At 71.9% G+C, this 21,686-nt stretch carries 18 protein-coding genes; 11 read left to right on the plus strand and 7 right to left on the minus strand.

What is annotated here, in order from left to right:
• Nucleotides 1–287: 287 nt before the first annotated feature.
• Both IF54_RS0136195 and IF54_RS0136200 read right to left on the minus strand, forming a co-directional pair.
• Nucleotides 288–1,514 (minus strand): cation:proton antiporter, encoded by a 1,227-nt coding sequence (locus tag IF54_RS0136195; RefSeq protein ID WP_030326713.1) that lies wholly within the window; start codon nt 1,512–1,514, stop codon nt 288–290.
• A 5-nt stretch (nt 1,515–1,519) separates the two neighbouring features.
• Nucleotides 1,520–2,005, minus strand: coding sequence for a cation:proton antiporter regulatory subunit (locus IF54_RS0136200; protein WP_020139121.1), 486 nt, complete (start codon nt 2,003–2,005; stop codon nt 1,520–1,522).
• Nucleotides 2,006–2,191: 186 nt separating this feature from the next.
• On the opposite strand from IF54_RS0136200, the gene IF54_RS0136205 reads away from it, so the two are divergent.
• Both IF54_RS0136205 and IF54_RS0136210 read left to right on the plus strand, forming a co-directional pair.
• Nucleotides 2,192–3,139, plus strand: coding sequence for a HAMP domain-containing sensor histidine kinase (locus tag IF54_RS0136205; protein WP_063755015.1), 948 nt, complete (start codon nt 2,192–2,194; stop codon nt 3,137–3,139).
• Nucleotides 3,139–3,792 carry a response regulator gene (locus IF54_RS0136210; RefSeq protein WP_020139123.1) on the plus strand — a complete coding sequence of 218 codons (654 nt, stop codon included), beginning with the start codon at nt 3,139–3,141 and terminating at the stop codon, nt 3,790–3,792. Before IF54_RS0136205 ends, IF54_RS0136210 begins: the two co-directional genes overlap by 1 nt.
• Here the strand turns inward: IF54_RS0136210 and IF54_RS40025 are convergent.
• From IF54_RS40025 to argG, 3 genes are all read right to left on the minus strand, one after another.
• Nucleotides 3,779–4,426, minus strand: a complete 648-nt coding sequence (locus IF54_RS40025) for a hypothetical protein (RefSeq protein ID WP_159002279.1) — start codon at nt 4,424–4,426, stop codon at nt 3,779–3,781. The two genes, IF54_RS0136210 and IF54_RS40025, sit on opposite strands and share 14 nt — an antisense overlap.
• Nucleotides 4,427–4,528: 102 nt before the next feature.
• Nucleotides 4,529–7,507, minus strand: coding sequence for a SpoIIE family protein phosphatase (locus tag IF54_RS0136225; protein WP_030326718.1), 2,979 nt, complete (start codon nt 7,505–7,507; stop codon nt 4,529–4,531).
• A gap of 246 nt (nt 7,508–7,753) precedes the next feature.
• The gene (argG, locus tag IF54_RS0136230; protein WP_030326721.1) at nt 7,754–9,208 is read right to left on the minus strand and encodes an argininosuccinate synthase; all 1,455 of its coding nucleotides are present in this window, start codon (nt 9,206–9,208) and stop codon (nt 7,754–7,756) included.
• Nucleotides 9,209–9,298: 90 nt separating this feature from the next.
• Between argG and miaB the strand changes: the two genes are divergently transcribed.
• From miaB to IF54_RS0136245, 3 genes are all read left to right on the plus strand, one after another.
• Nucleotides 9,299–10,825 carry a tRNA (N6-isopentenyl adenosine(37)-C2)-methylthiotransferase MiaB gene (gene miaB, locus IF54_RS0136235; protein ID WP_030326722.1) on the plus strand — a complete coding sequence of 509 codons (1,527 nt, stop codon included), beginning with the start codon at nt 9,299–9,301 and terminating at the stop codon, nt 10,823–10,825.
• A 108-nt stretch (nt 10,826–10,933) separates the two neighbouring features.
• Nucleotides 10,934–11,230: a hypothetical protein gene (locus IF54_RS0136240; RefSeq protein ID WP_030326728.1), complete on the plus strand. Its 297-nt coding sequence runs from the start codon at nt 10,934–10,936 to the stop codon at nt 11,228–11,230.
• Nucleotides 11,231–11,240: 10 nt separating this feature from the next.
• Entirely contained in the window at nt 11,241–12,062 is an 822-nt protein-coding gene (locus IF54_RS0136245; protein WP_030326730.1) for a class III extradiol dioxygenase subunit B-like domain-containing protein, read from the plus strand.
• A 153-nt stretch (nt 12,063–12,215) separates the two neighbouring features.
• Here the strand turns inward: IF54_RS0136245 and IF54_RS0136250 are convergent, their stop codons facing one another.
• Both IF54_RS0136250 and IF54_RS0136255 read right to left on the minus strand, forming a co-directional pair.
• Nucleotides 12,216–12,497 carry an antitoxin gene (locus tag IF54_RS0136250; protein ID WP_030326731.1) on the minus strand — a complete coding sequence of 94 codons (282 nt, stop codon included), beginning with the start codon at nt 12,495–12,497 and terminating at the stop codon, nt 12,216–12,218.
• 24 nt (nt 12,498–12,521) lie between these two features.
• Nucleotides 12,522–12,878: a hypothetical protein gene (locus tag IF54_RS0136255; RefSeq protein ID WP_030326732.1), complete on the minus strand. Its 357-nt coding sequence runs from the start codon at nt 12,876–12,878 to the stop codon at nt 12,522–12,524.
• 184 nt (nt 12,879–13,062) lie between these two features.
• Here IF54_RS0136255 and miaA point away from each other — a divergent pair, with 184 nt between their 5' ends.
• The 6 genes from miaA (at nt 13,063) to hflX (ending at nt 21,584) form a co-directional block, all read left to right on the plus strand.
• On the plus strand, nt 13,063–14,001 hold the full coding sequence (gene miaA / locus IF54_RS0136260; protein WP_030326733.1) for a tRNA (adenosine(37)-N6)-dimethylallyltransferase MiaA: 939 nt from the start codon (nt 13,063–13,065) through the stop codon (nt 13,999–14,001).
• 108 nt (nt 14,002–14,109) lie between these two features.
• Nucleotides 14,110–14,613, plus strand: a complete 504-nt coding sequence (locus IF54_RS0136265) for a hypothetical protein (protein ID WP_030326734.1) — start codon at nt 14,110–14,112, stop codon at nt 14,611–14,613.
• Between the two features lie 66 nt (nt 14,614–14,679).
• A complete protein-coding gene (gene dapF, locus IF54_RS0136270; RefSeq protein WP_030326735.1) occupies nt 14,680–15,549 on the plus strand; it encodes a diaminopimelate epimerase in 870 nt (289 codons plus the stop codon).
• Between the two features lie 281 nt (nt 15,550–15,830).
• Nucleotides 15,831–18,137, plus strand: a complete 2,307-nt coding sequence (locus IF54_RS0136275) for a RelA/SpoT family protein (protein WP_030326736.1) — start codon at nt 15,831–15,833, stop codon at nt 18,135–18,137.
• A 263-nt stretch (nt 18,138–18,400) separates the two neighbouring features.
• Nucleotides 18,401–19,918, plus strand: coding sequence for a M1 family metallopeptidase (locus tag IF54_RS0136280; protein WP_063755017.1), 1,518 nt, complete (start codon nt 18,401–18,403; stop codon nt 19,916–19,918).
• Nucleotides 19,919–20,087: 169 nt separating this feature from the next.
• Entirely contained in the window at nt 20,088–21,584 is a 1,497-nt protein-coding gene (gene hflX / locus IF54_RS0136285) for a GTPase HflX (RefSeq protein WP_020139137.1), read from the plus strand.
• Nucleotides 21,585–21,686: the final 102 nt, after the last annotated feature.

Raw genomic sequence — 21,686 nt, forward strand, 5'->3', positions numbered from 1 at the left:
TGGGGGGTGTCCGTCCTCGGTCCGGCGGCTCGGTCTCTCGGTCAGTTCTCGGTTCCGGACGCCGGCCGCTGCGGGCGGACACCCCCCACCCCGGCCCCTGCGCGCCGTACGCGGCCAACGGTTCGATGGGGCGGGCGCGCGCGGCTGACGGTCCCGTCGTGGCGCAGGTGAACTGCAACTCCCCAGGGGCGCGGGGAACTGCGCGACCAGCCACGACGGACCCGCACCCGCCGACCAACCGCACCCGGCACCCCCGTAGGCGCCCCTGAAACCGAACCCCGCACCCCCTACCCCCCATCCCTCCCCACCGTCGCCTCAGTCACCCGGGACGACGGCGGCCCCGGTGTCTCCGGCGGATGCCGGCGCGTGGTGAGGCGGGTTGCCAGGGGTTCGGTGTAGCGCGCTGTCAGGGGGCCCAGGATGACCAGGATGAGGACGTACGCCGTGGCGAGGGGGCCCAGGGAGGGTTCGATGCCCGCCGAGACCGCGAGGCCCGCGATGACGATCGAGAACTCGCCGCGGGCGACCAGCGCGCCGCCCGTGCGCCAGCGGCCCTTGGGGGAGATACCGGCCCGGCGGGCGGCCCAGTAGCCGGTGGCTATCTTCGTGGCCGCGGTGATCAGGGCCAGGGCGAGGGCGGGGAGGAGGACGGGTGGGATGCTCGCCGGGTCGGTGTGGAGGCCGAAGAAGACGAAGAAGACCGCGGCGAAGAGGTCGCGCAGGGGGCTGAGGAGGGTGTGGGCGCCCTCCGCCACCTCGCCGGAGAGGGCGATGCCCACGAGGAAGGCGCCTACCGCCGCTGACACCTGGAGTTGCTGGGCCACTCCCGCCACCAGGATCGTGAGGCCCAGTACCACCAGGAGCAGTTTCTCGGGGTCGTCGCTCGAGACGAAGCGGGAGATCAGACGGCCGTAGCGGACCGCTACGAAGAGGACCAGGCCGGCCGCGCCGAGGGCGATCGCGAGGGTCAGGCTGCCGGCCAGGAGACCCGCGCCGGCCACCAGCGCGGTGACGATGGGCAGGTACACCGCCATCGCCAGGTCCTCCAGGACCAGGACGCTCAGGATGACCGGGGTCTCGCGGTTGCCGACCCTGCCGAGGTCGCCTAGGACCTTCGCGATGACGCCCGAGGAGGAGATCCAGGTGACGCCCGCCAGGACGACCGCCGCCACCGGGCCCCAGCCCAGGAGGAGGGCCGCCGCGGCTCCTGGGAGGGCGTTCAGGGCGCCGTCGACCAGGCCGGAGGGGTAGTGCGCCTTGAGGTTGGTGACCAGGTCGCCCGCGCTGTACTCCAGGCCGAGCATCAGGAGGAGGAGGATCACTCCGATCTCCGCGCCTATGGAGACGAACTCCTCGCTCGCGCCCAGGGGCAGCAGGCCGCCCTCGCCGAAGGCCAGGCCGGCCAGGAGGTAGAGAGGGATGGGGGAGAGGCGGAAACGGGCGGCGAAACGGCCCAGGAGGCCCAGGCCGAGGATGATCGAGCCGAACTCGATCAGGAGGACCGCGGAGTGCATGCTTCCTACTCCCGACCCAGGATCGCCGCCGCCGCGTCCACGCCCTCGCGGGTGCCCACGACGATGAGAATGTCGCCGCCCGCCAGGCGGAAGTCCGGTGCGGGGGACGGGATGGCCTCCGCGCGGCGCAGGGCCGCCACCACGGAGGCTCCCGTGTCGGTGCGCATTTTCGTGTCGCCCAGGACCCGGCCGTTCCAGCGGGAGCCCGCCGCCACCTCGATGCGCTCGGCCACCAGGCCCAGGTCGGTGGTGTAGAGGAGGCTCGCGCTGTGGTGGGAGGGCTTCAGCGCGTCGATCAGGGCGCCGGCCTCGGAGCCGGTCAGCCGCAGGGACTGGGCGCAGGAGTCGGGGTCGTCGGCCCGGTACACGCTCACCGTGCGGGCGCCGTCGCGGTGGGCCACCACGGACAGATGGCGGTCCTCCCGGGTGATGAGGTCGTACTGGACCCCGATGCCCGGCAGCGGCGTCGCCCTGAGGCGTGGAGCAGACACGTTTCTTCCCCTTGTGCTTCGAGTGTGGTGCGGTTCAAGTGATCACAGGTGCCGGGTTCGCATGGTGTCAGCTCCCCGTACCGTGGCGATATGGGTGACGTGACGGATATACGCGAGCGACGGGGACCGGCGAAGCTGGTCACGGAAACGTCGTGCGGAGCCGAGGAGAGGAGCGGAGGTCCGGCCGTGTCGTTGTTCTGGCGGATCTTCTCGCTCAACGCCGCGGGTCTCCTCGTCGCCGCCGCGCTGCTGCTGGGCCCCGTCACCGTGTCGACGCCCGTACGGCAGGGGGAGGCCGTCGTCGTCCTCGCCGGGCTCGTGCTGCTGCTGGTCGCCAACGCCCTGGTGCTGCGGGTCGGGCTCGCCCCGCTCCAGCGGCTCGGGCAGGCCATGGCCGCCGCCGACCTGCTGCGTCCCGGCGTACGTGCCCCCGTCTCCGGTCCCGCCGAGACGGCCGCGCTGATCACCACGTACAACACCATGCTCGACCGGCTGGAGGCCGAGCGGGCGACCGGTGCGGCCCATGCGCTGTCCGCCCAGGAGCGGGAGCGGCACCGGATCGCGCGCGAGCTGCACGACGAGGTCGGGCAGACCCTGACCGCCGTGCTCCTCCAGCTCAAGAGGGTCGCCGACCGGGCTCCCGAGGAGCTGCGGGAGGAGGTCGGGCAGGCGCAGGAGGCCACCCGGGCCGGGCTCGACGAGATCCGCCGGATCGCGCGCCGGCTGCGGCCCGGGGTGCTGGAGGAACTGGGGCTGCCGAGCGCCCTGCGGTCCCTCGCGGCCGAGTTCACCACGCACGGACTGACCGTGCGCCACCACCTCGGGGGCGATCTGCCCCCGCTGACCGAGGAGTCGGAACTGGTCGTCTACCGGGTGGCCCAGGAGGGGCTGACGAACACCGCGCGGCACTCCGCCGCCGACCGTGCCGAAGTGCGGCTGGAGGCGGTCGCCGGCGGTGTCGAACTGCTCGTGCGGGACAACGGCCGCGGGCTGGGCACGGCCGCCGAGGGCGCCGGGATCCAGGGCATGCGGGAGCGGGCACTGCTGGTGGGGGCCGCGTTCTCGGTGGAGCCCGGGCCCGGCCGGGGGACCGATGTGCGGTTGCGGATACCCGTCGCGGCGGAGGTGCGGTGATGGCGGAGCCGACGCGGGTGCTGCTCGCCGACGACCACACGCTCGTCCGTCGCGGGGTCCGGCTCATCCTGGAGGGCGAGCCGGACCTCACGGTGGTGGCCGAGGCGGGCGACGGCGCGGAGGCCGTGGAGCTGGCACGCGCGCGTGAGGTCGATCTGGCCGTGCTGGACATCGCGATGCCCCGGATGACCGGGCTCCAGGCCGCCCGCGAACTGTCCCGGCGCCTGCCCGACCTGCGGATACTGATCCTGACGATGTACGACAACGAGCAGTACTTCTTCGAGGCGCTCAAGGCCGGCGCCAGCGGGTACGTGCTCAAGTCCGTCGCCGACCGCGATCTCGTCGAGGCGTGCCGGGCCGCCGTACGGGACGAGTCCTTCGTCTATCCGGGGGCCGAGCGGGCCCTTGTCCGGTCGTACCTGGACCGGCTGCACCGCGGTGTCGACCTGCCCGCCCGGGCCGTCACCGAGCGGGAGGAGGAGATCCTCAAGCTCGTCGCCGAGGGGCACACCACGAAGGAGATCGGTGAGCTGCTGTTCATCAGCGCGAAGACGGTCGAGCGGCATCGGGCGAACCTGCTGGCCAAGCTGGGCATGAAGGACCGGTTGGAGCTGACCCGGTACGCGATAAGAGCCGGGCTCATCGACCCGTGACGCGCACATCCCTGGCTCTGCGACCGGCCTCGCGCCGCCGCCGTACCACGTAGGTGCCCGCGAGCCCGGCGCCGGCGAGGGCCAGTGCCACGCCGATCGCCCTCTCGAAGCCGGCCGGGCCGACGCTGCCTCCGGAGCCGCCCTGGACGCCGAGGGTGGGGGCGACCGTGGCCACGTTCGCGACGGTGGTCTCCGGCTGGAGCAGCACTTCGGGGGCGGTCTCCGGCTGGAGGAGAACCTCGGGGTCGATGTCGTCCTGGGGCAGCAGGTCGTCGGCGGGCTCCCGCCGTGGCGGCGCCGCCTCGCAGGCGATGCCGTTGTTCCAGCCCTGGCTCTCGTCCCAGCCCTGGCCCTGGTCCCAGCCCTGGCTCTCGTCCCGGCCGTGGCCCTGGTCCCGGCCCTGGCCCTCGCCCCGGCCTTGGTCCTCGTCCCGGCCCTGGCTCTCGCCTCGGCCCTGGTCCTCGTCAAGGCGGTCGGGGTCGGCGGGGCTCTGGTCGAACTGTGCCTGTGCGCCCTGTTGGAAGGCGAAGTCCGAGCAGCCCGGGTCGGTTTGGGCGTGCGCGGCGCCGGTCAGGGGGCCGGCGGCGGCCAGGAGGACCACTGCCGCGCCGGTTATTGCGGTGCGTATTGCCATGGGTCGGGTTGCCTTTCGGGCGGGGGCCTGAACAGCCGTCACCGCGACCCTAGGGACGCGCCCGGGGATCGGCCCGTGGTGCTGGGCCGAACGGGCGCGGTGTCACAGCAGCGAGTCCCAGTCCCCGTCGAAGTCTCCGGTGAAGTCCCCGCCGAAGTCCCCAGCGTTCAGGAACAGCCGGTCCGACGACTGTTCGGGGCCACGAGGCGACTGCTGGGTCCAGATGCACTTGCCCGTGGGGGTGTAGCGGGCGCCCCAGTGGGTGGACAGGGCCGAGATGAGCTGGAGGCCGCGGCCGCCCTCGTCGGTCTCCGTGGCGCGCCGGATGCGGGGCATGGTCTGGCTGCCGTCGTAGACCTCGCAGATCAGCCCGGCGCTGTGCAGCAGCCGGAGCCGGACCGGGCCCCGGGCGTGCCGGACCACGTTCCCGACCAGTTCGCTGACCAGGAGTTCCGTGGTGGGGACGAGGTCGTCCAGGTCCCAGGAGGCCAGCTGTTCGCGCACGTGCCGACGCGCCTGGCTCGCGGCCTTCGGGTCGTCCGGCAGCCGCCATGACGCCATCCGGTCGGCGGGCAGCGCATGCAGGCGGGCGACCAGGAAGGCCGCGTCGTCGGCCGCCTGCTGATCCGTCGGCAGCAGTCCCACCGTCAGCGTGTCGCACAGGCGCTCGAGGTCTACGGCGGTTCCGTCGGCGTGCGCGGCGCCGAGCAGCCGCGCCAGCTCGGCCATGCCCTCGTCGATCTCCCGCCTCGCCGACTCGACCAGGCCGTCGGTGTAGAGCACGAGCAGGCTGCCCTCGGGCACCTCGAACTCGACCGTCTCGAAAGGCGGTTTCGCCGCGCCGAGCGGTGGGTCGGCGTCCGGCTCCGGGAAGTGCACCGTGCCGTCGGGGTGGACCAGGGCGGGCGGCGGATGTCCGGCCCGGGCGAGGGAACAGACCCGGGTCGTGGAGTCGTAGAGGGCGTACAGACAGGTGGCGTACGACGCCTCGCCCATGGCGCCGACGATGTCGTTGAGGTGGCCGAGGATCTCGGCGGGCGGCAGCTCCAGGTCGGCCAGGGTGTGCACCGCGGTGCGCAGCCGGCCCATGGTGGCCGCCTCCGGCAGACCGTGGCCCATGACGTCGCCGACGACCAGCGCGACCTGTCCGCCGGACAGCGGGATGATGTCGTACCAGTCGCCGCCGACGTCCGCGCCGGGCCCCGCCGGCAGATAGCGCGCGGCCGCCGTGCACGCGGGCAGGTCGGGCAGGTCCTGCGGGAGCAGGCTGCGCTGGAGTTCCCGGGACCGGGTGTGCTCGGCGTCGTAGAGCCGGGCCCGCTCCAGGGACTGGGCGAGGAGGGCGGCGATCGTCGTGAGCAGGGCGCGCTCCTCGTCGTCGAGGAACCGGGGCCGGTCGAAGGAGACGACGCACACCCCGAAGGTGTGCCCGGAGGCCGTCAACGGCAGGAACGCCCAGGACCGCTTGTTGCCGCGGGCGGGGAAGTCGGCCAGCGCGGGGTAGCGGGCCGCGTACTCGTGCGGGGACGACATGAACAGCGGGACGCCGGTCTCGATCGTGTCCCAGGCCGGGTCGCCGGTCGTCGCCCGGGGGCGGCTGTCGAGGAGGTCGACGAACTCGGCGGGGTAGCCGGCCGCGCCCACGTGATGGAGCCGGTCGCCCTCGCTGACCTGGACCATGAGTCCGGCGGCGGCGAACGGTGGCAGCACCCGGCGGGCGACCGCGTCCACGACGTCCCGGGAGGTCGTCGCCTTGGCGAGTTCCGTGGTCAGCTCCGCGATCCGCAACGCCCGTTCGGCAGCGGCCCGTTCCGCCGCCTGCCGTTCCTCCGCGAGCCTGCGCTTCTCGGTGACGTCCTGGAAGTACAGGGTGCGTCCGCCGGGCCCCGGCACCAGCCGGACGTGCAGGCGGCGCTCGCACTGCGCGATGTGCACGTCGAAGCCGCTGGGCCGCTCCTCGGCCGCGGCGGCCAGACAGCCCTCCTTCAGCCCCGGAACCTGCTGGGTGGCCGACAGGTCCCACAGCAGCCGCCCGAACAGCTCCTCCTCGGAGAATCCGAGGAAGCGTTCCGCCTCCAGGTTGGCGAAGGTGATCCGCCACTCGTCGTCGACCGCGAGGAAGCCGTCGCTCATGTGCCTGAGGGCCCTGCCGAGCGCGTCCCGGGCGGTGCGCGACTCGTTGCTCTCCCAGCCGACCCCGATCATCCTGAGGGGCTCGCCCTGCTCGTCGTAGGTCGCCCGGCCGCGGGCCTGGGTCCAGCCCCAGGTGCCGTCCAGGCGCCGTACCCGGTACTCGGCCTCGTAGACGGAGTGGTCGAGGATGGCCCGCTGCGCCGCCGCGAGCGTGGGGGCCAGGTCGTCGGGGTGGACGATCCGCATCCAGTTGTCGATCCTGCCGGTGAATTCGGCGGGCCGGGTGCCGTACAGGGCGAGGGCCGCCTCGTCCCAGATCAGGTCGCCGTTGCGGATGTCCCAGTCCCACGAGCCGACCTGGACCTCCTTGAGGGCCTGCCGCAGCCGTTGGCCGCTCCGCTCCGCGTGGGTGGGGCCGGACGCCGGCGGGGCCTGGGCCATCCGGTCCTCGGTCCAGGCGACCACGTCCCGCAGGAAGTCCCAGTGCGCCGGGGTGGGTTCGCCTTGCTCGCCGGCCAGGACGGTCAGCGCGCCGACGCTGCGTCTGCCGCTGAACACCGGGAGGGCGGCGAGACCGGTGCCGGGCCAGGGGACGTCGTCGGGGGTCTCCTGGCCGGGGGTCTCGCGGCCTGCGGTGTCCCGGCCTGCTCTGTCCCGGCCGGTGGTCTTCCCGCGGGCCGGGAGCGGCACCCAGACGCCCTTGCCCTGCTGGAGCGCGCGGGCCGGGGCCAGCGGGCCCTCCTGGTCGACGATCTCCCAGGAGCGGGTGAGGGAGGGCGGCAGGCCGACGGACGACACCAGCCGCAGCGCCGACATCGGGCCGCGCAGGTGCATCGTGCCGCCGAGCGCGCTCAGCTCGCCCACCGCGTGCCCGAGCGCGAGCCGGAAGACCTCGCTCTCCGTTGCGCCAGGGGTGACCGTGCCGAGAAGAGCGAGCCGCGCGTTCATGCAGGGAACTTATCGTTCCCGTTCCTGTTCGAAACCTTGCTTCACAGTTCCGACCCGGACGACTCCTTCACTTCCTCACCCCAACTGCCGCTAATTCACGGCAAGTTGTTTGAAATCCCGGGCGTGTGCCGCGCCGTCGGGCGGGCGGTTTCCGATCTCGAGCTCGGTCAGTCCCCGGGCGCGAGGAAAGGCCGGCCCCCGCGCCGATGACGGCGTGGGGGCCGGCCCTTCTCCAGGTGCGGCGCGTCAGTCCGTGCCGAACTCCATCGCCGCGCGGTCCAGCAGGGCCTCGTCCTCCGAGACCTCGCCGCGGGACGCGATCGCCTCGGCGCCGCCCTCGGGGAGCTCCGGCATGGTCCCGATGAGGCCCGTCGCGGCGGCCTGGGACGCGCCGATCGTGGGGCTGCCGGTGCCGATCAGGCCGAGGCCCGCGTACTGCTCCAGCTTGGCGCGGGAGTCGGCGATGTCGAGGTTGCGCATGGTGAGCTGGCCGATCCGGTCCACGGGGCCGAAGGCCGAGTCCTCGGTGCGCTCCATCGACAGCTTGTCCGGGTGGTACGAGAACGCCGGACCGGTCGTGTCGAGGATCGAGTAGTCCTCGCCCCGCCGCAGCCGCAGGGTGACCTCACCCGTGATCGCCGCGCCGACCCACCGCTGGAGCGACTCGCGGATCATCAGGGCCTGCGGGTCCAGCCAGCGGCCCTCGTACATGAGACGGCCCAGGCGCCGGCCCTCGTTGTGGTACTGGGCGAGGGTGTCCTCGTTGTGGATCGCGTTGACGAGCCGCTCGTAGGCCGCGTGCAGCAGGGCCATGCCGGGCGCCTCGTAGATGCCCCGGCTCTTCGCCTCGATGATCCGGTTCTCGATCTGGTCGGACATGCCGAGACCGTGCCGGCCGCCGATCGCGTTGGCCTCCATGACCAGGTCGACGGCGGAGCCGAACTCCTTGCCGTTGATGGTCACCGGGCGGCCCTGGTCGAAGCCGATCGTCACGTCCTCGGGCGCGATCTCGACCGACGGGTCCCAGAACCTGACGCCCATGATCGGCTCGACGGTCTCGATGCCGGTGTTCAGATGCTCCAGGGTCTTGGCCTCGTGCGTGGCACCCCAGATGTTGGCGTCGGTGGAGTACGCCTTCTCCGTGGAGTCCCGGTACGGCAGCTGGTGCGCGACCAGCCACTCCGACATCTCCTTGCGGCCGCCGAGTTCGGTCACGAAGTCCGCGTCCAGCCACGGCTTGTAGATCCGCAGGTTCGGGTTGGCGAGCAGGCCGTAACGGTAGAACCGCTCGATGTCGTTGCCCTTGAAGGTCGAGCCGTCGCCCCAGATCTGGACGTTGTCCTCCATCATCGCCCGCACCAGGAGCGTGCCGGTGACGGCACGGCCCAGCGGGGTGGTGTTGAAGTACGCCCGCCCGCCCGAGCGGATGTGGAACGCCCCGCAGGTGAGCGCGGCCAGTCCCTCCTCGACCAGCGCGGCACGGCAGTCGACCAGGCGCGCGATCTCGGCCCCGTAGGTCTGCGCACGACCGGGCACCGAGTCGATGTCGGGCTCGTCGTACTGGCCGATGTGCGCGGTGTAGGTGCAGGGGATGGCGCCCTTGTCGCGCATCCACGCGACCGCGACGGAGGTGTCGAGACCGCCGGAGAAGGCGATGCCGACGCGCTCGCCGGCGGGGAGGGACGTGAGGACCTTGGACATAGGAAGATTATGCATCACGACGCATGGTCATGCAAAGCCCCTCTCTGGAGGCCGATTCTGGCCGCTCCGTGGAGCGCCTACCCTTGACCCATGACCAGCAGCAGCGACCGAAGCCCGGCAGTGGACGTTTCATCTCCGAAAACGTACGAAGTGCGCACCTACGGGTGCCAGATGAACGTCCACGACTCGGAGCGATTGTCCGGACTGCTGGAGGAGGCCGGGTACGTGCCCGCGCCCGAGGGCTCCGACGGGGACGCGGACGTCGTCGTCTTCAACACCTGCGCGGTACGGGAGAACGCCGACAACCGGCTCTACGGCAACCTCGGCCGGCTCGCGCCCAGGAAGGCCTCGCGGCCCGGCATGCAGATCGCCGTGGGCGGCTGCCTCGCCCAGAAGGACCGCGACACCATCGTCAAGAAGGCGCCCTGGGTGGACGTCGTCTTCGGCACGCACAACATCGGCAAGCTGCCCGTGCTGCTGGAACGCGCGCGCGTGCAGGAGGAGGCGCAGGTCGAGATCGCCGAGTCGCTGGAGGCGTTCCCGTCCACCCTGCCGACCCGGCGCGAGAGCGCCTACGCGGCCTGGGTGTCGATCTCCGTCGGCTGCAACAACACCTGCACCTTCTGCATCGTCCCGGCCCTGCGTGGCAAGGAGAAGGACCGCCGTACCGGCGACATCCTCGCCGAGATCGAGGCCCTGGTCGGCGAGGGCGTCTCCGAGATCACGCTGCTCGGGCAGAACGTCAACGCATACGGCTCCGACATCGGCGACCGCGAGGCCTTCAGTAAGCTGCTGCGGGCCTGCGGCACCATCGAGGGCCTGGAGCGCGTCCGCTTCACCTCCCCGCACCCCCGCGACTTCACCGACGACGTGATCGCGGCCATGGCGGAGACGCCGAACGTCATGCCCCAGCTCCACATGCCGCTCCAGTCCGGCTCGGACACCGTCCTCAAGGCGATGCGCCGCTCGTACCGCCAGGACCGCTACCTCGGGATCATCGAGAAGGTCCGCGCCGCCATGCCGGACGCCGCGATCTCGACCGACATCATCGTGGGCTTCCCCGGCGAGACCGAGGAGGACTTCGAGCAGACCATGCACGTGGTCCGCGAGGCCCGCTTCACGAACGCCTTCACCTTCCAGTACTCCAAGCGTCCCGGAACCCCCGCGGCCACCATGGACGGGCAGATCCCCAAGGAGGTCGTGCAGTCGCGCTACGAGCGTCTCGTCGCCCTCCAGGAGGAGATCTCCTGGGACGAGAACAAGAAGCAGGTCGGCCGCACCCTGGAGCTGATGGTCGCCGAGGGCGAGGGCCGCAAGGACGGCGCCACCCACCGCCTCTCCGGCCGCGCCCCCGACAACCGCCTGGTCCACTTCACCAAGCCCGACCGGGAGGTCCGCCCCGGCGACGTCGTCACGGTCGAGATCACCTACGCCGCCCCCCACCACCTCCTCGCCGAGGGCGCCGTCCTCGACGTGCGCCGCACGCGCGCGGGTGACGCCTGGGAGAAGCGCAACGCCCAGGAGGCCGTGAAGCCGGCGGGCGTGCTGCTGGGACTGCCGCAGATCGGGGTCCCGGCGCCGCTGCCGGTGGCCACCGGGGGGTGCGCCGCGCACTGAGCGACGGCGCGGAGTCAGCGGTTCATCGGAGCCGACGGTTCGTCGGATTCAGCCGTTCGTCGGATTCAGCCGTTCGTCGGATTCAGCGGGGCAGGGGAGGGGTGGGGCATGGGGCGCTGGGTGGTGGTCGTCGACCGTGCTGTCGGGACTCAGAACGACGTCGATGAGGTGGCGCACTTCGAGGGCACTCAGGACGAGGCCCGGGCCCGTCTGTACGAGCTCGCCTGCACCCACCGTCCGAGCGCCGGCCTGCGCCAGAAGCGCCGACAGGTCTACCGGATCGGTGACGGGGACGCCTACTACGTGAACATCGAAGGCGCGATCAGCACGCACCGCCTGCTGTACCGGCTCGCCGAACTGGCGTGGAGCACCCATCCCGAGTCCTGGCCGTGGGCCTCGAAGTAGGCTGCGGATCATGCTTGTCGCCGCCGCCGTCTGCCCCTGCCCGCCGCTCCTCGTGCCGGAGGTCGCCGCGGGCGCCGCGCCCGAGCTGGACACCGCGCGGGCCGCGTGCGCGGACGCACTGGGCGTGCTCGCCGCCGCCCGGCCCGACCTCCTCGTGGTCGTCGGACCCGCGGAGCAGAGCGGCCGCGGGGTGCACGCGGAGGGCACGCGCGGCTCGTTCCGGGGCTTCGGTGTGGACGTCGACGTACGACTGGGTGCCGATGTGGCAGGGGGCGTCGGCGTACGACCAGGTGCCGACGGGGCAGTCGGCGTCGGCGTACGACCGGTTGCCGACGGGGCAGCAGGTGCCGGCGTACGACCGGTTGCCGACCAGGGCGACGACGAGCCGCGTCCGCTGCCGACCTCCCTCGCCGTCGCCGCCTGGCTGCTGGAGCGCACCGGCTGGTCGGACGCCCCGATCGAGGGACTCGGGGTCGGGGAACCTCTGGAGCCCGAGCGGTGTATCCAGACCGGGAGGGGAATCGCCGGCCGGGCCGAGCGGGTGGTGCTGCTGGTGATGGGCGACGCCAGCGCCTGCCGCACGCTCAAGGCACCCGGTTACCTCGACGAGCGCGCGGCCCCTTTCGACGCTGAGGTCGCTCGGGCACTGGGCGCGGCCGACGTGGCGGCCCTGCGCGCGCTGGACGCCGAGCTGGCGTACGAACTGAAGGCCTCCGGCCGCGCGCCCTGGCAGGTCCTGGCGGGCGCGGCCGAGGGGGCGGGGCTGGGCGGCTCGCTGCTGTACGAGGACGCGCCGTACGGCGTGGGGTACGTGGTCGCGGCCTGGTCGTGACGAGGGCGTAGAAGGGCCAGGGCAACGGGGGCGTGGAAGGGCCAGGGCTTCGGAAGGGCAGTGGGGCCGTAAAGAGTCCGGGAGCGCCTGGACAACGGCGGACGGCCGGGTGCGTCCGCCCCCGGCCGTCCGCCAGTGTGCCGTGCCCGCCGTTCAGGAGGTGGGCGGCGGTGAGGCCGGAGGCGTGGTGCCGCCGCCCGGTCCGCCCGGTCCCTTCGTGCCGTCCTTGTGCGCGGCGAGTCGGTCCATGGCGTCCTTGGCCTTGCCCGTGCCCGTCTGGATCCTGTCGCTGTACTTGCCCTTGGTCTTCTCGTCCACGACCTTTGCGGCCTTGTCGAGGCCGTGCTGGATCTTGTCCCCGTGCTGTTGCGCGAGGCCGGAGACCTTGTCCTTCGCCGGGCTGAGCTTGGCCCTGAAACTGTCCATGAGACCCATCGTTCGCCTTCCCACGCGGGGCAGTTACGTGCGGGCGCCCTCGCCGGCCTCACGGTTGGCCGCATCCTCGGCGGACTGCTGCTTCGGGATCTCGACGTCCTCGGCGGCGGCCTCCCCGACGGCCTCCGTGTCCGCCTGAGTGTCCTCGGCTCCGGACGCTTCACCGGCCTCGGCCTTCTCGTCGGCCTTTTCCTCAGCCTTGGTGCCGGTCGGCTCCTTCGCCGCCGGCGCCTCGTCCGCCTCGTTCGTTGCCTTCGTCGCGTCCGCCGCATCCGCCGCATCCGCCGCGGAGTCGGCCGTACGGATGTCGGCCTGCGTCTCGGCGGTTGACGCCTCCTCCGTAGCCTTCGACCTCCGGAGAAGTCGTGCGAAAACGCCCATATCCACTCCATACGTTACTCATGCGGGGGAAAACCCGCGTCGTCCGGTGCGCCCGTTTGCGCCACCCGGAATCGCCACCTCCGGGAAGACGGCGGCGGAAACCACGCAACTGGCAACGACGTCGGGCCGGGGCCGTCACGTAACTCGTTCGAGGTGGGGTTCGGAGGTTTGCGAGACTGGTGCCGTGAGCAGCGCACCCCCCGCCCCCCGCGTCATCGCCGTCGTCGGACCCACCGCGGCCGGAAAGTCCGATCTGGGCGTCTTCCTCGCCCAGCGCCTGGGCGGTGAGGTCGTCAACGCCGACTCCATGCAGCTCTACCGAGGGATGGACATCGGCACCGCCAAGCTGACACCCGAGGAGCGCGACGGCGTCCCGCACCACCTCCTGGACATCTGGGACGTCACGGTCACCGCCTCCGTCGCCGAGTACCAGCGACTGGCCCGCGCCAGGATCGACGCCCTGCTGGCCGAGGGCCGCTGGCCCGTCCTGGTCGGCGGCTCCGGCCTGTACGTCCGCGGTGCCGTCGACAACCTGGAGTTCCCCGGCACCGACCCCGACGTCAGGGCCCGGCTGGAGGACGAGCTCGTCCTGCGCGGCTCCGGCGCACTGCACGCCCGCCTCGCCGCCGCCGACCCCGGTGCCGCGCGGGCGATCCTGCCCAGCAACGGCCGCCGTATCGTCCGGGCCCTCGAGGTGATCGAGATCACCGGCAAGCCCTTCACCGCGAACCTCCCCGGTCATGACTCCGTCTACGACACCCTCCAGATCGGCGTCGACGTGGCCCGGCCCGAGCTCGACGAGCGCATCGCGCGACGGGTCGACCGGATGTGGGACGCGGGACTCGTGGACGAGGTGCGGGAGCTCGAGGCGCGCGGGTTGCGCGAGGGGCGCACGGCCTCGCGCGCGCTCGGGTACCAGCAGGTGCTGGCGGCGCTCGCGGGGGAGTGCACGATGGAGGACGCGCGGGCCGAGACCGTACGGGCCACGAAACGCTTCGCGCGCCGCCAGGATTCGTGGTTCAGGCGCGACCCGCGGGTGCATTGGTTGAGTGGGGCTGCGGCGCATCTCACAGAACTTCCGCAGCTCGCACTGGCGTTGGTCGAACGACCGGTCACAGCCTGATCACGTCCTGGCATCGGGACGCTCCGGCCGTCATCCGAGCCTCCGGCGCCGTGCCATCATCGAGCTTCGATCGACCAAGTGGAGTCCGAGTTGGGAGGGCGCGTGGCGATGGAGGCCGGCCCTCGCGACACCGCACATGGCACCGAGCCCCTCACCGTCGAGAACGGTGAACCGGAGCAGGACGGGATCCGTCCGGGCCCCGAAGCGCTCGACGAGGTGCCGGACGGTGTGACCGACGACGGCCCCGAGCCCGAGGAGATGTTCGCGGCCGGGGAAGAGGTCGAGGTCGAGCTGCGCCCGCAGCGCCGTCTGCGGATCTGGCAGCTCGCTCCCATCGTCGCGCTGGCCGCGGTCGGCTCCCTCATGTTCGCCTTCCCACTGGCCTTCGACTTCGGCGACAGCGGAGCGGTGATCGCGATGCTGGGCCTGCTGATCTGCTCGTGCGCGGCGGGCTGGGGAATGACGGCGGCGCGGCGCGTTGGTTACACGTGGCCGGGGCTGCCGCCGAGGGGTTCGGACCGACGCGCGGACTGGCGGGTCCTGCTGGCATACGTACTGCTGGTGGCCGTGGTCATCGTCCTCGCCGTGTGGCGTGTGGCAAGGCTGCGCTGAAGCTCCCCAAGGGGCGCGGGGAACTGCGCGACGAGCCCCCACCGGCGCGCGCCGTACGATCGAGACATGAGCACGCGGATCCCCTTCCTCAAGGGTCACGGCACCGAGAACGACTTCGTGATCATCCCGGACCCCGAGAACGCCCTCGACCTGCCCCGTGAGACCGTGGCCGCCCTCTGCGACCGCCGGGCCGGCATCGGGGGTGACGGCCTCCTCCATGTCGTGCGATCCGCGGCGCACCCCGAGGCGGCGCACCTGGCGGACGAGGCCGAGTGGTTCATGGACTACCGCAACGGCGACGGCTCGATCGCCGAGATGTGCGGCAACGGCGTACGCGTCTTCGCCCGCTACCTCCAGCACGCCGGACACGTCACCGAGGGCGACCTCACGGTGGCGACCCGCGGCGGGGTGAAGACCGTGCACATCGACAAGGCCGGCGACGTCACCGTCGGCATGGGCGCGGCGCGGCTCCCCGAGGGCGACGTCACGGTGAGCGTCGGCGAGCACAGCTGGCCCGCGCGGAACGTGAACATGGGCAACCCGCACGCCGTCGCCTTCGTGGACGACCTGGCGCACGCCGGCGATCTGTACTCCCCGCCGCCCTTCAGCCCGGCCGCCGCCTACCCGGACGGGGTCAATGTCGAGTTCGTCGTCGACCGCGGCCCCCGTCATGTCGCGATGCGCGTGCACGAGCGCGGCTCCGGCGAGACCCGCTCCTGCGGCACCGGCGCCTGTGCCGTCGCCGTCGCCACCGCGCGCAGGGACGGCACCGACCCGGCGGTCACCGGTGCCCCGGTGACCTACACCGTGGACGTGCCCGGAGGCACCCTCGTGATCACCGAGCGCTCGGACGGCGAGATCGAGATGACCGGCCCCGCGGTGATCGTCGCCGAGGGCGAGATCGATGCCGACTGGCTGGAAAAAGCGGTTCGTTGACCATATGAACGACGGCACTCGGAGCGTCGGAGGCGTGGAACCGAAGCCTTCGGCACCGTGTGCGATGCAAAAGCACGGAAACCCCCCATTCAGGCGGCGCAAATCGTAAACCTGCAAATCGTCGCTCGAATGGGTGATCCGTTTCACGCTCGCCGAGAGGCGGTCAGCCGGGCGTGATGGGCTCGGTAGCATCAAGCACCGGCCCGGACGGGGGAATGCCATCCCCTGAGCCGTGTCCGCCATGGGGCACCCCGTCCGCCGGTCCACAGCCGGAGGTGCCCATGAGTGCGGAGGCCACGAACCCCGCGACCCCAGGTCCGGTGACAGGTGCGGCCGCCCGCTGGCGGGCGCGGATCGACCTGCGCCGCCTGGGACGCGCCGCCCTGCTCGGCCCCGCCGCCCGTGACCGGCTGCCCGACGCCATCAGCCACGTCGCCGAGGCCCACCGCGCCCACCACCCCGACGCCGATCTCGAACCCCTGCGCCGCGCCTGGGTCCTCGCCGAGTCCTCGCACCGCGGCCAGATGCGCAAGAGCGGCGAGCCGTACATCACCCACCCGCTCGCCGTCACCCTCATCCTGGCCGAACTCGGCGCCGAGACCACCACCTTGACCGCCTCCCTGCTCCACGACACCGTCGAGGACACCGAGGTGACGCTCGAGCAGGTCGGCGAGGAGTTCGGCGCCGAGGTCCGCTTCCTCGTCGACGGCGTCACCAAGCTGGAGAAGGTCGACTACGGCGCCGCCGCCGAGCCCGAGACCTTCCGCAAGATGCTGGTCGCCACCGGCAACGACGTCCGCGTGATGTCGATCAAACTCGCCGACCGGCTGCACAACATGCGCACCCTCGGTGTGATGCGCCCCGAGAAGCAGGCCCGCATCGCCAAGGTCACCCGGGACGTCCTCATCCCGCTCGCCGAACGCCTCGGCGTCCAGGCCCTCAAGACCGAGCTGGAGGACCTGGTCTTCGCGATCCTGCACCCCGAGGAGTACGAGCACACGCGGGAGTTGATCGTCCACAACGCCTCGCGCGAGGACGATCCGCTCGCCGAGATCGCCGAAGAGGTGCGCGGGGTGCTGCGCGAGGCCGGCATCCAGGCCGAAGTGGTCATCCGGCCGAGGCACTTCGTCTCCGTGCACCGCACGGCCCGAAAGCGCGGCCGCCGCCTGCGCGGCGCGGACTTCGGGCGGCTTCTCGTCCTGGTCGGCGAGGACGCGGACTGTTACGGCGTCCTCGGCGAACTGCACACCTGTATGACGCCGGTCGTCTCGGAGTTCAAGGACTTCATCGCCGTACCGAAGTTCAACCTGTACCAGTCGCTGCACACCGCCGTGGCCCGCGGCGACGGCCAGGTCGTCGAAGTCCTCATCCGCACGCACCAGATGCACAAGGTCGCCGAGGCCGGCGTGGTCGCGCTGGGCAATCCGTACGTGGGTTCCCCGGAGGAGCCCGGTGCCGTCGACGAGGAGCGGGTGGACCCGACCCGCCCCGGCTGGCTCTCCCGGCTGCTCGACTGGCAGGCGGCCGCGCCCGACGCCGACACCTTCTGGTCCACCCTCCGTGAGGACCTCGCCCAGGACCGCGAGATCACCGTCTTCCGGCCCGACGGCGGCACCCTGGGGCTGCCCGAGGGCGCGACCTGTGTGGACGCCGCCTACGCGCAGTACGGCGAGGACGCGCACGCGTGCCTGGGCGCTCGTGTCAACGGCCGGCTGGCGACCCTGAGCACCGTTCTGAAGGACGGCGACACCGTCCAGCTCCTCATGGGGCAGGACCCGGCCGCCGAGCCCTCCAAGGAGTGGCTGGAGCACGCGCACACGCCCGCGGCCCGGATCGCGATCCAGCGGTGGATCGCGACGCATCCCACCCAGGAGTCGGCGGAGCGGGGCGCGGGGGGAGAGGTCGGGTCCTTCGCGCCGGGTGCGGCCGTGCCGGACGGCACCGGAGGGGGCGCAGCCAGGTCCGGGGCCACCGAGCCGGTCGGTGCAGTCGATCAGGGTGTCACCGAGGGGTCGGCCGTGGTGGCGGCCTCCGCGCCGGGCGCCTCCCTTCCAGGCGCCGATGACAAAGCTGCCCCCGCGCGTGCGGCTCTCGCCGAGCCTGCGTCCGCTCCCGACCAGCAGACCCCGGCCCGCCCCGGCACCGCCAACGCCCTCGTCGACCAGCCGGGCGCGACCGTACGGCTGGCCGGGTGCTGCACACCCGTACCGCCCGACGAGATCATCGGCTTCGCCGTGCGCGGCGGAGTGGTCACCGTGCACCGCGTCGAGTGCGCCGCGGTGGCGCGCATGCAGGGCATGGGGCGCAAGGAAGTCGGCGTGAGCTGGGGTGACAGCGCCGAGTGCCGGGTCACCCTGTTCGCCGAATCGTTCGGCCGCCCGCACCTCCTGGCCGACCTCACCGAGGCCATGGCGGGCGAGGGCGCCGAGATCGTCTCCGCCACCGTCGAACCCCCCAGCCAGCAGCGCGTGCGCCACACGTACACCGTCCAGTTGCCGGACGCGGCCCTGCTGCCGTCCCTGATGCGGGCCATGCGGAACGTGGCGGGCGTCTACGACGTGAGCAGGGCGCAGACGCCGGGGGCCTGACGGGGGGAACGCCGGGGCCGGGGTTCCCCCCGTCGGCTCCGCCGGGCCGTCGCCTTGGCGAGACCGGAAGACCTCGTTCGGGTGGGCCGATCGCGCGTCGCCGCCGCGGCGCACGCGCGCGCTGGTAGCGGTGGTGCATGCCGCTCACCCCCCGCAGCCACACCCGCCCCGCCCCCGTACAACCCGCGCCCGCCGCCCTGCCGGACTCCGCCGCCCTCCGCCGCCGTACGGGAAGCTCCGAGAGCACGGCAAGCTCCGAGAGCATGGCAAGCTCCCGGAGCGCGGGAAGCCGCCAGCGCACAGGAAGCTCTCAGCGCAAGGGGCCCTCCCCGCGCCGCAAGGCGGCCGCGCTGCTCGCCTCCGCCGTCTCCGTCTGCCTGCTCGCCGCGAGCGCCCCGGCCGAGCCCCTCGGTGTCGGTGACCGCCTCTTCCCGTACCTGGGCAATCCCGGCTACGACGTGGCGTCGTACGACCTCTCCTTCACCTATGCCGGAGACAACAGCAAGCCGCTCACGGCCGTCACGACGATCGACGCCTGGACGACGACGGAGCTCGACCGCATCAACCTCGACTTCGCGCACGGTGACGTCCAGGCAGTGGAGGTCGACGGTCGGCCCGCCGCGTTCAGCAGTGCCGGTGAAGACCTCGTGGTCACCCCGGACAGGCCGCTGCCCAGGGGCGGCTGGATGCGGATCACCGTCCGGCACACCAGCGACCCCGTCTCCCCGGAAGACCGCGACGGCGGCTGGGTGCGGACCACGGACGGGCTCGCCATGGCCAACCAGGCCGATGTCGCCCACCTGGTCTTCCCCTGCAACGACCACCCTTCCGACAAGGCCATGTTCACCATCCGCGTCACGGCGCCGGACGGCTACACGGCCGTCGCCAACGGTCTGCCGACCGACGTGGACCGCGCCGGCCGGACGACCACCTGGACGTACCGCACCCAGCACCCCATGGCCACCGAACTCGCACAGGTGTCCATCGGCCGTTCCACCGTGCTGCGTCGCAACGGGCCGCACGGACTGCCCGTACGGGACGTGGTGCCCACCCAGGACCGCGCCGCCCTGGAGCCCTGGCTCGAGAAGACCCCCGCACAGATCGCGTGGATGGAGGACAGGGTCGGGCCGTACCCCTTCGAGACGTACGGCATCCTCATGGCCGCCGCCGACACCGGCTTCGAGTTGGAAACTCAAACTCTGTCCCTCTTCGAGAAGGACCTGTTCACCGAACCCGCCTACCCCAAGTGGTACGTCGAGTCGATCATGGTGCACGAGCTCTCCCACCAGTGGTTCGGCGACAGCGTCAGCCCCCGCACCTGGTCCGACCTGTGGCTCAACGAAGGACACGCCACCTGGTACGAGGCCCTGTACGCGGAGGAGAAGGCGGGGCGGACCCTGGACGCCCGTATGAAGGCCGCGTACGGCGCCTCCGACCGCTGGCGCGCCGCCGGCGGACCGCCCGCCGCCCCCAAGCCGCCCAAGCCCGGGCAGAAGATCGGCATCTTCCGCCCGAACGTCTACGACGGCGCCGCGCTCGTCCTCTACGCCCTGCGCCAGGAGATCGGCCGCAAGGCCTTCGAGACCCTGGAACGGGCCTGGGTGCAGCAGCACCGGGACGGTACGGCCGCGACCGCGGACTTCGTCCGTCTCGCCTCCGCGGTCTCCGGACGCGACCTCGACGGCTTCCTCCAGGACTGGCTCTACGCCGAGAAGACCCCGGCGATGCCCGGACACCCGGACTGGAAGGCCGTGGCCCCCGCCGCCGTGCCGGTGAAATAAGCCGGTGACGAGACGCCCCGTGCCGTGCGACCATCTTCAGGTCGGCGCGGCACGGGACACGGGAATCTCCCGGGGTACCCGTGCGTTGACCAATGTGACCGGCGGTGGTGTCGTGACCACAACGGACCCGTGGCCGCCGAATCGGACTCCCCAACGACGTAAGGACCCAATGACCTCCTCTTCATCCCCTTCCCAGGACACGCAGCGCCTCGCGCACACCTACGCCGAAGGTCTTCGGGCCGATGCCCTGATGGAAGAGGACGTCGCCTGGAGCCACGAGATCGACGGAGAGCGGGACGGCGACCAGTTCGACCGCTCCGAGCGCGCGGCCCTGCGTCGCGTCGCCGGCCTCTCCACCGAACTCGAGGACGTCACCGAGGTCGAGTACCGCCAGCTCCGCCTGGAGCGGGTCGTCCTCGTCGGCGTCTGGACCACGGGGACCGCGCAGGACGCCGACAACTCCCTCGCGGAGCTCGCCGCCCTCGCGGAGACCGCCGGCGCACTCGTGCTGGACGGCGTGATCCAGCGCCGCGACAAGCCCGACGCGGCCACCTTCATCGGTTCCGGCAAGGCCATGGAGCTGCGGGACATCGTCGTCGAATCCGGCGCGGACACCGTCATCTGCGACGGTGAGCTCAGCCCCGGCCAGCTCATCGCCCTCGAAGACGTCGTCAAGGTCAAGGTCATCGACCGTACGGCCCTGATCCTCGACATCTTCGCCCAGCACGCCAAGTCCCGAGAGGGCAAGGCGCAGGTCGCGCTCGCGCAGATGCAGTACATGCTGCCGCGACTGCGCGGCTGGGGTCAGTCGCTGTCCCGTCAGATGGGCGGCGGCAAGGGCGGCGGTCTCGCCACCCGTGGTCCCGGTGAGACCAAGATCGAGACGGACCGGCGCCGGATCCGCGAGAAGATGGCGAAGATGCGCCGGGAGATCGCGGACATGAAGACCGGCCGCGAGATCAAGCGCCAGGAGCGCAAGCGCCACAAGGTGCCGTCCGTCGCCATCGCGGGCTACACCAACGCCGGCAAGTCGTCCCTGCTCAACCGCCTGACGGGCGCCGGTGTCCTGGTCGAGAACGCCCTGTTCGCGACCCTGGACCCCACCGTCCGCCGCGCGGAAACCCCGAGCGGCCGCCTGTACACCCTGGCCGACACCGTCGGTTTTGTACGGCACCTGCCGCACCACCTGGTCGAGGCGTTCCGCTCCACCATGGAGGAGGTCGGCGAGTCCGACCTGATCCTGCATGTGGTGGACGGCTCGCATCCGAATCCGGAGGAGCAGCTGGCCGCCGTACGCGAGGTGATCCGGGACGTCGGCGCCATCGACGTGCCCGAGGTCGTCGTGATCAACAAGGCTGACGCGGCCGACCCGCTGACGCTCCAGCGGCTCATGCGGATCGAGAAGCGCGCCATCGCGGTCTCGGCCCGCACCGGCCAGGGCATCGCCGAGTTGCTCGCCCTGATCGACAACGAGCTGCCGCGTCCGTCCGTCGAGATCGAGGCACTCGTGCCGTACACCCACGGCAAGCTGGTGGCACGCGCTCATGACGAGGGCGAGGTGATCTCCGAGGAGCACACCGCGGAGGGCACCCTGCTCAAGGTGCGGGTGCACGAAGAGCTGGCCGCGGATCTGGCGCCGTACGTACCGACGCCGGTCGTGGCCTGAGGACCGGCACGTAGCCGGCGGCCGGGTTGGCTGCTGTGACGAGTGGGCTGGAGGCCCGTCCCTTTCCCGAGGGGCGGGCCTCAGGCCTTTTCAGGGGTGCCG

The sequence above is a fragment of the Streptomyces sp. NRRL B-3229 genome (assembly GCF_000719505.1).
In the GTDB taxonomy this organism is placed as follows: domain Bacteria; phylum Actinomycetota; class Actinomycetes; order Streptomycetales; family Streptomycetaceae; genus Streptomyces; species Streptomyces griseorubiginosus.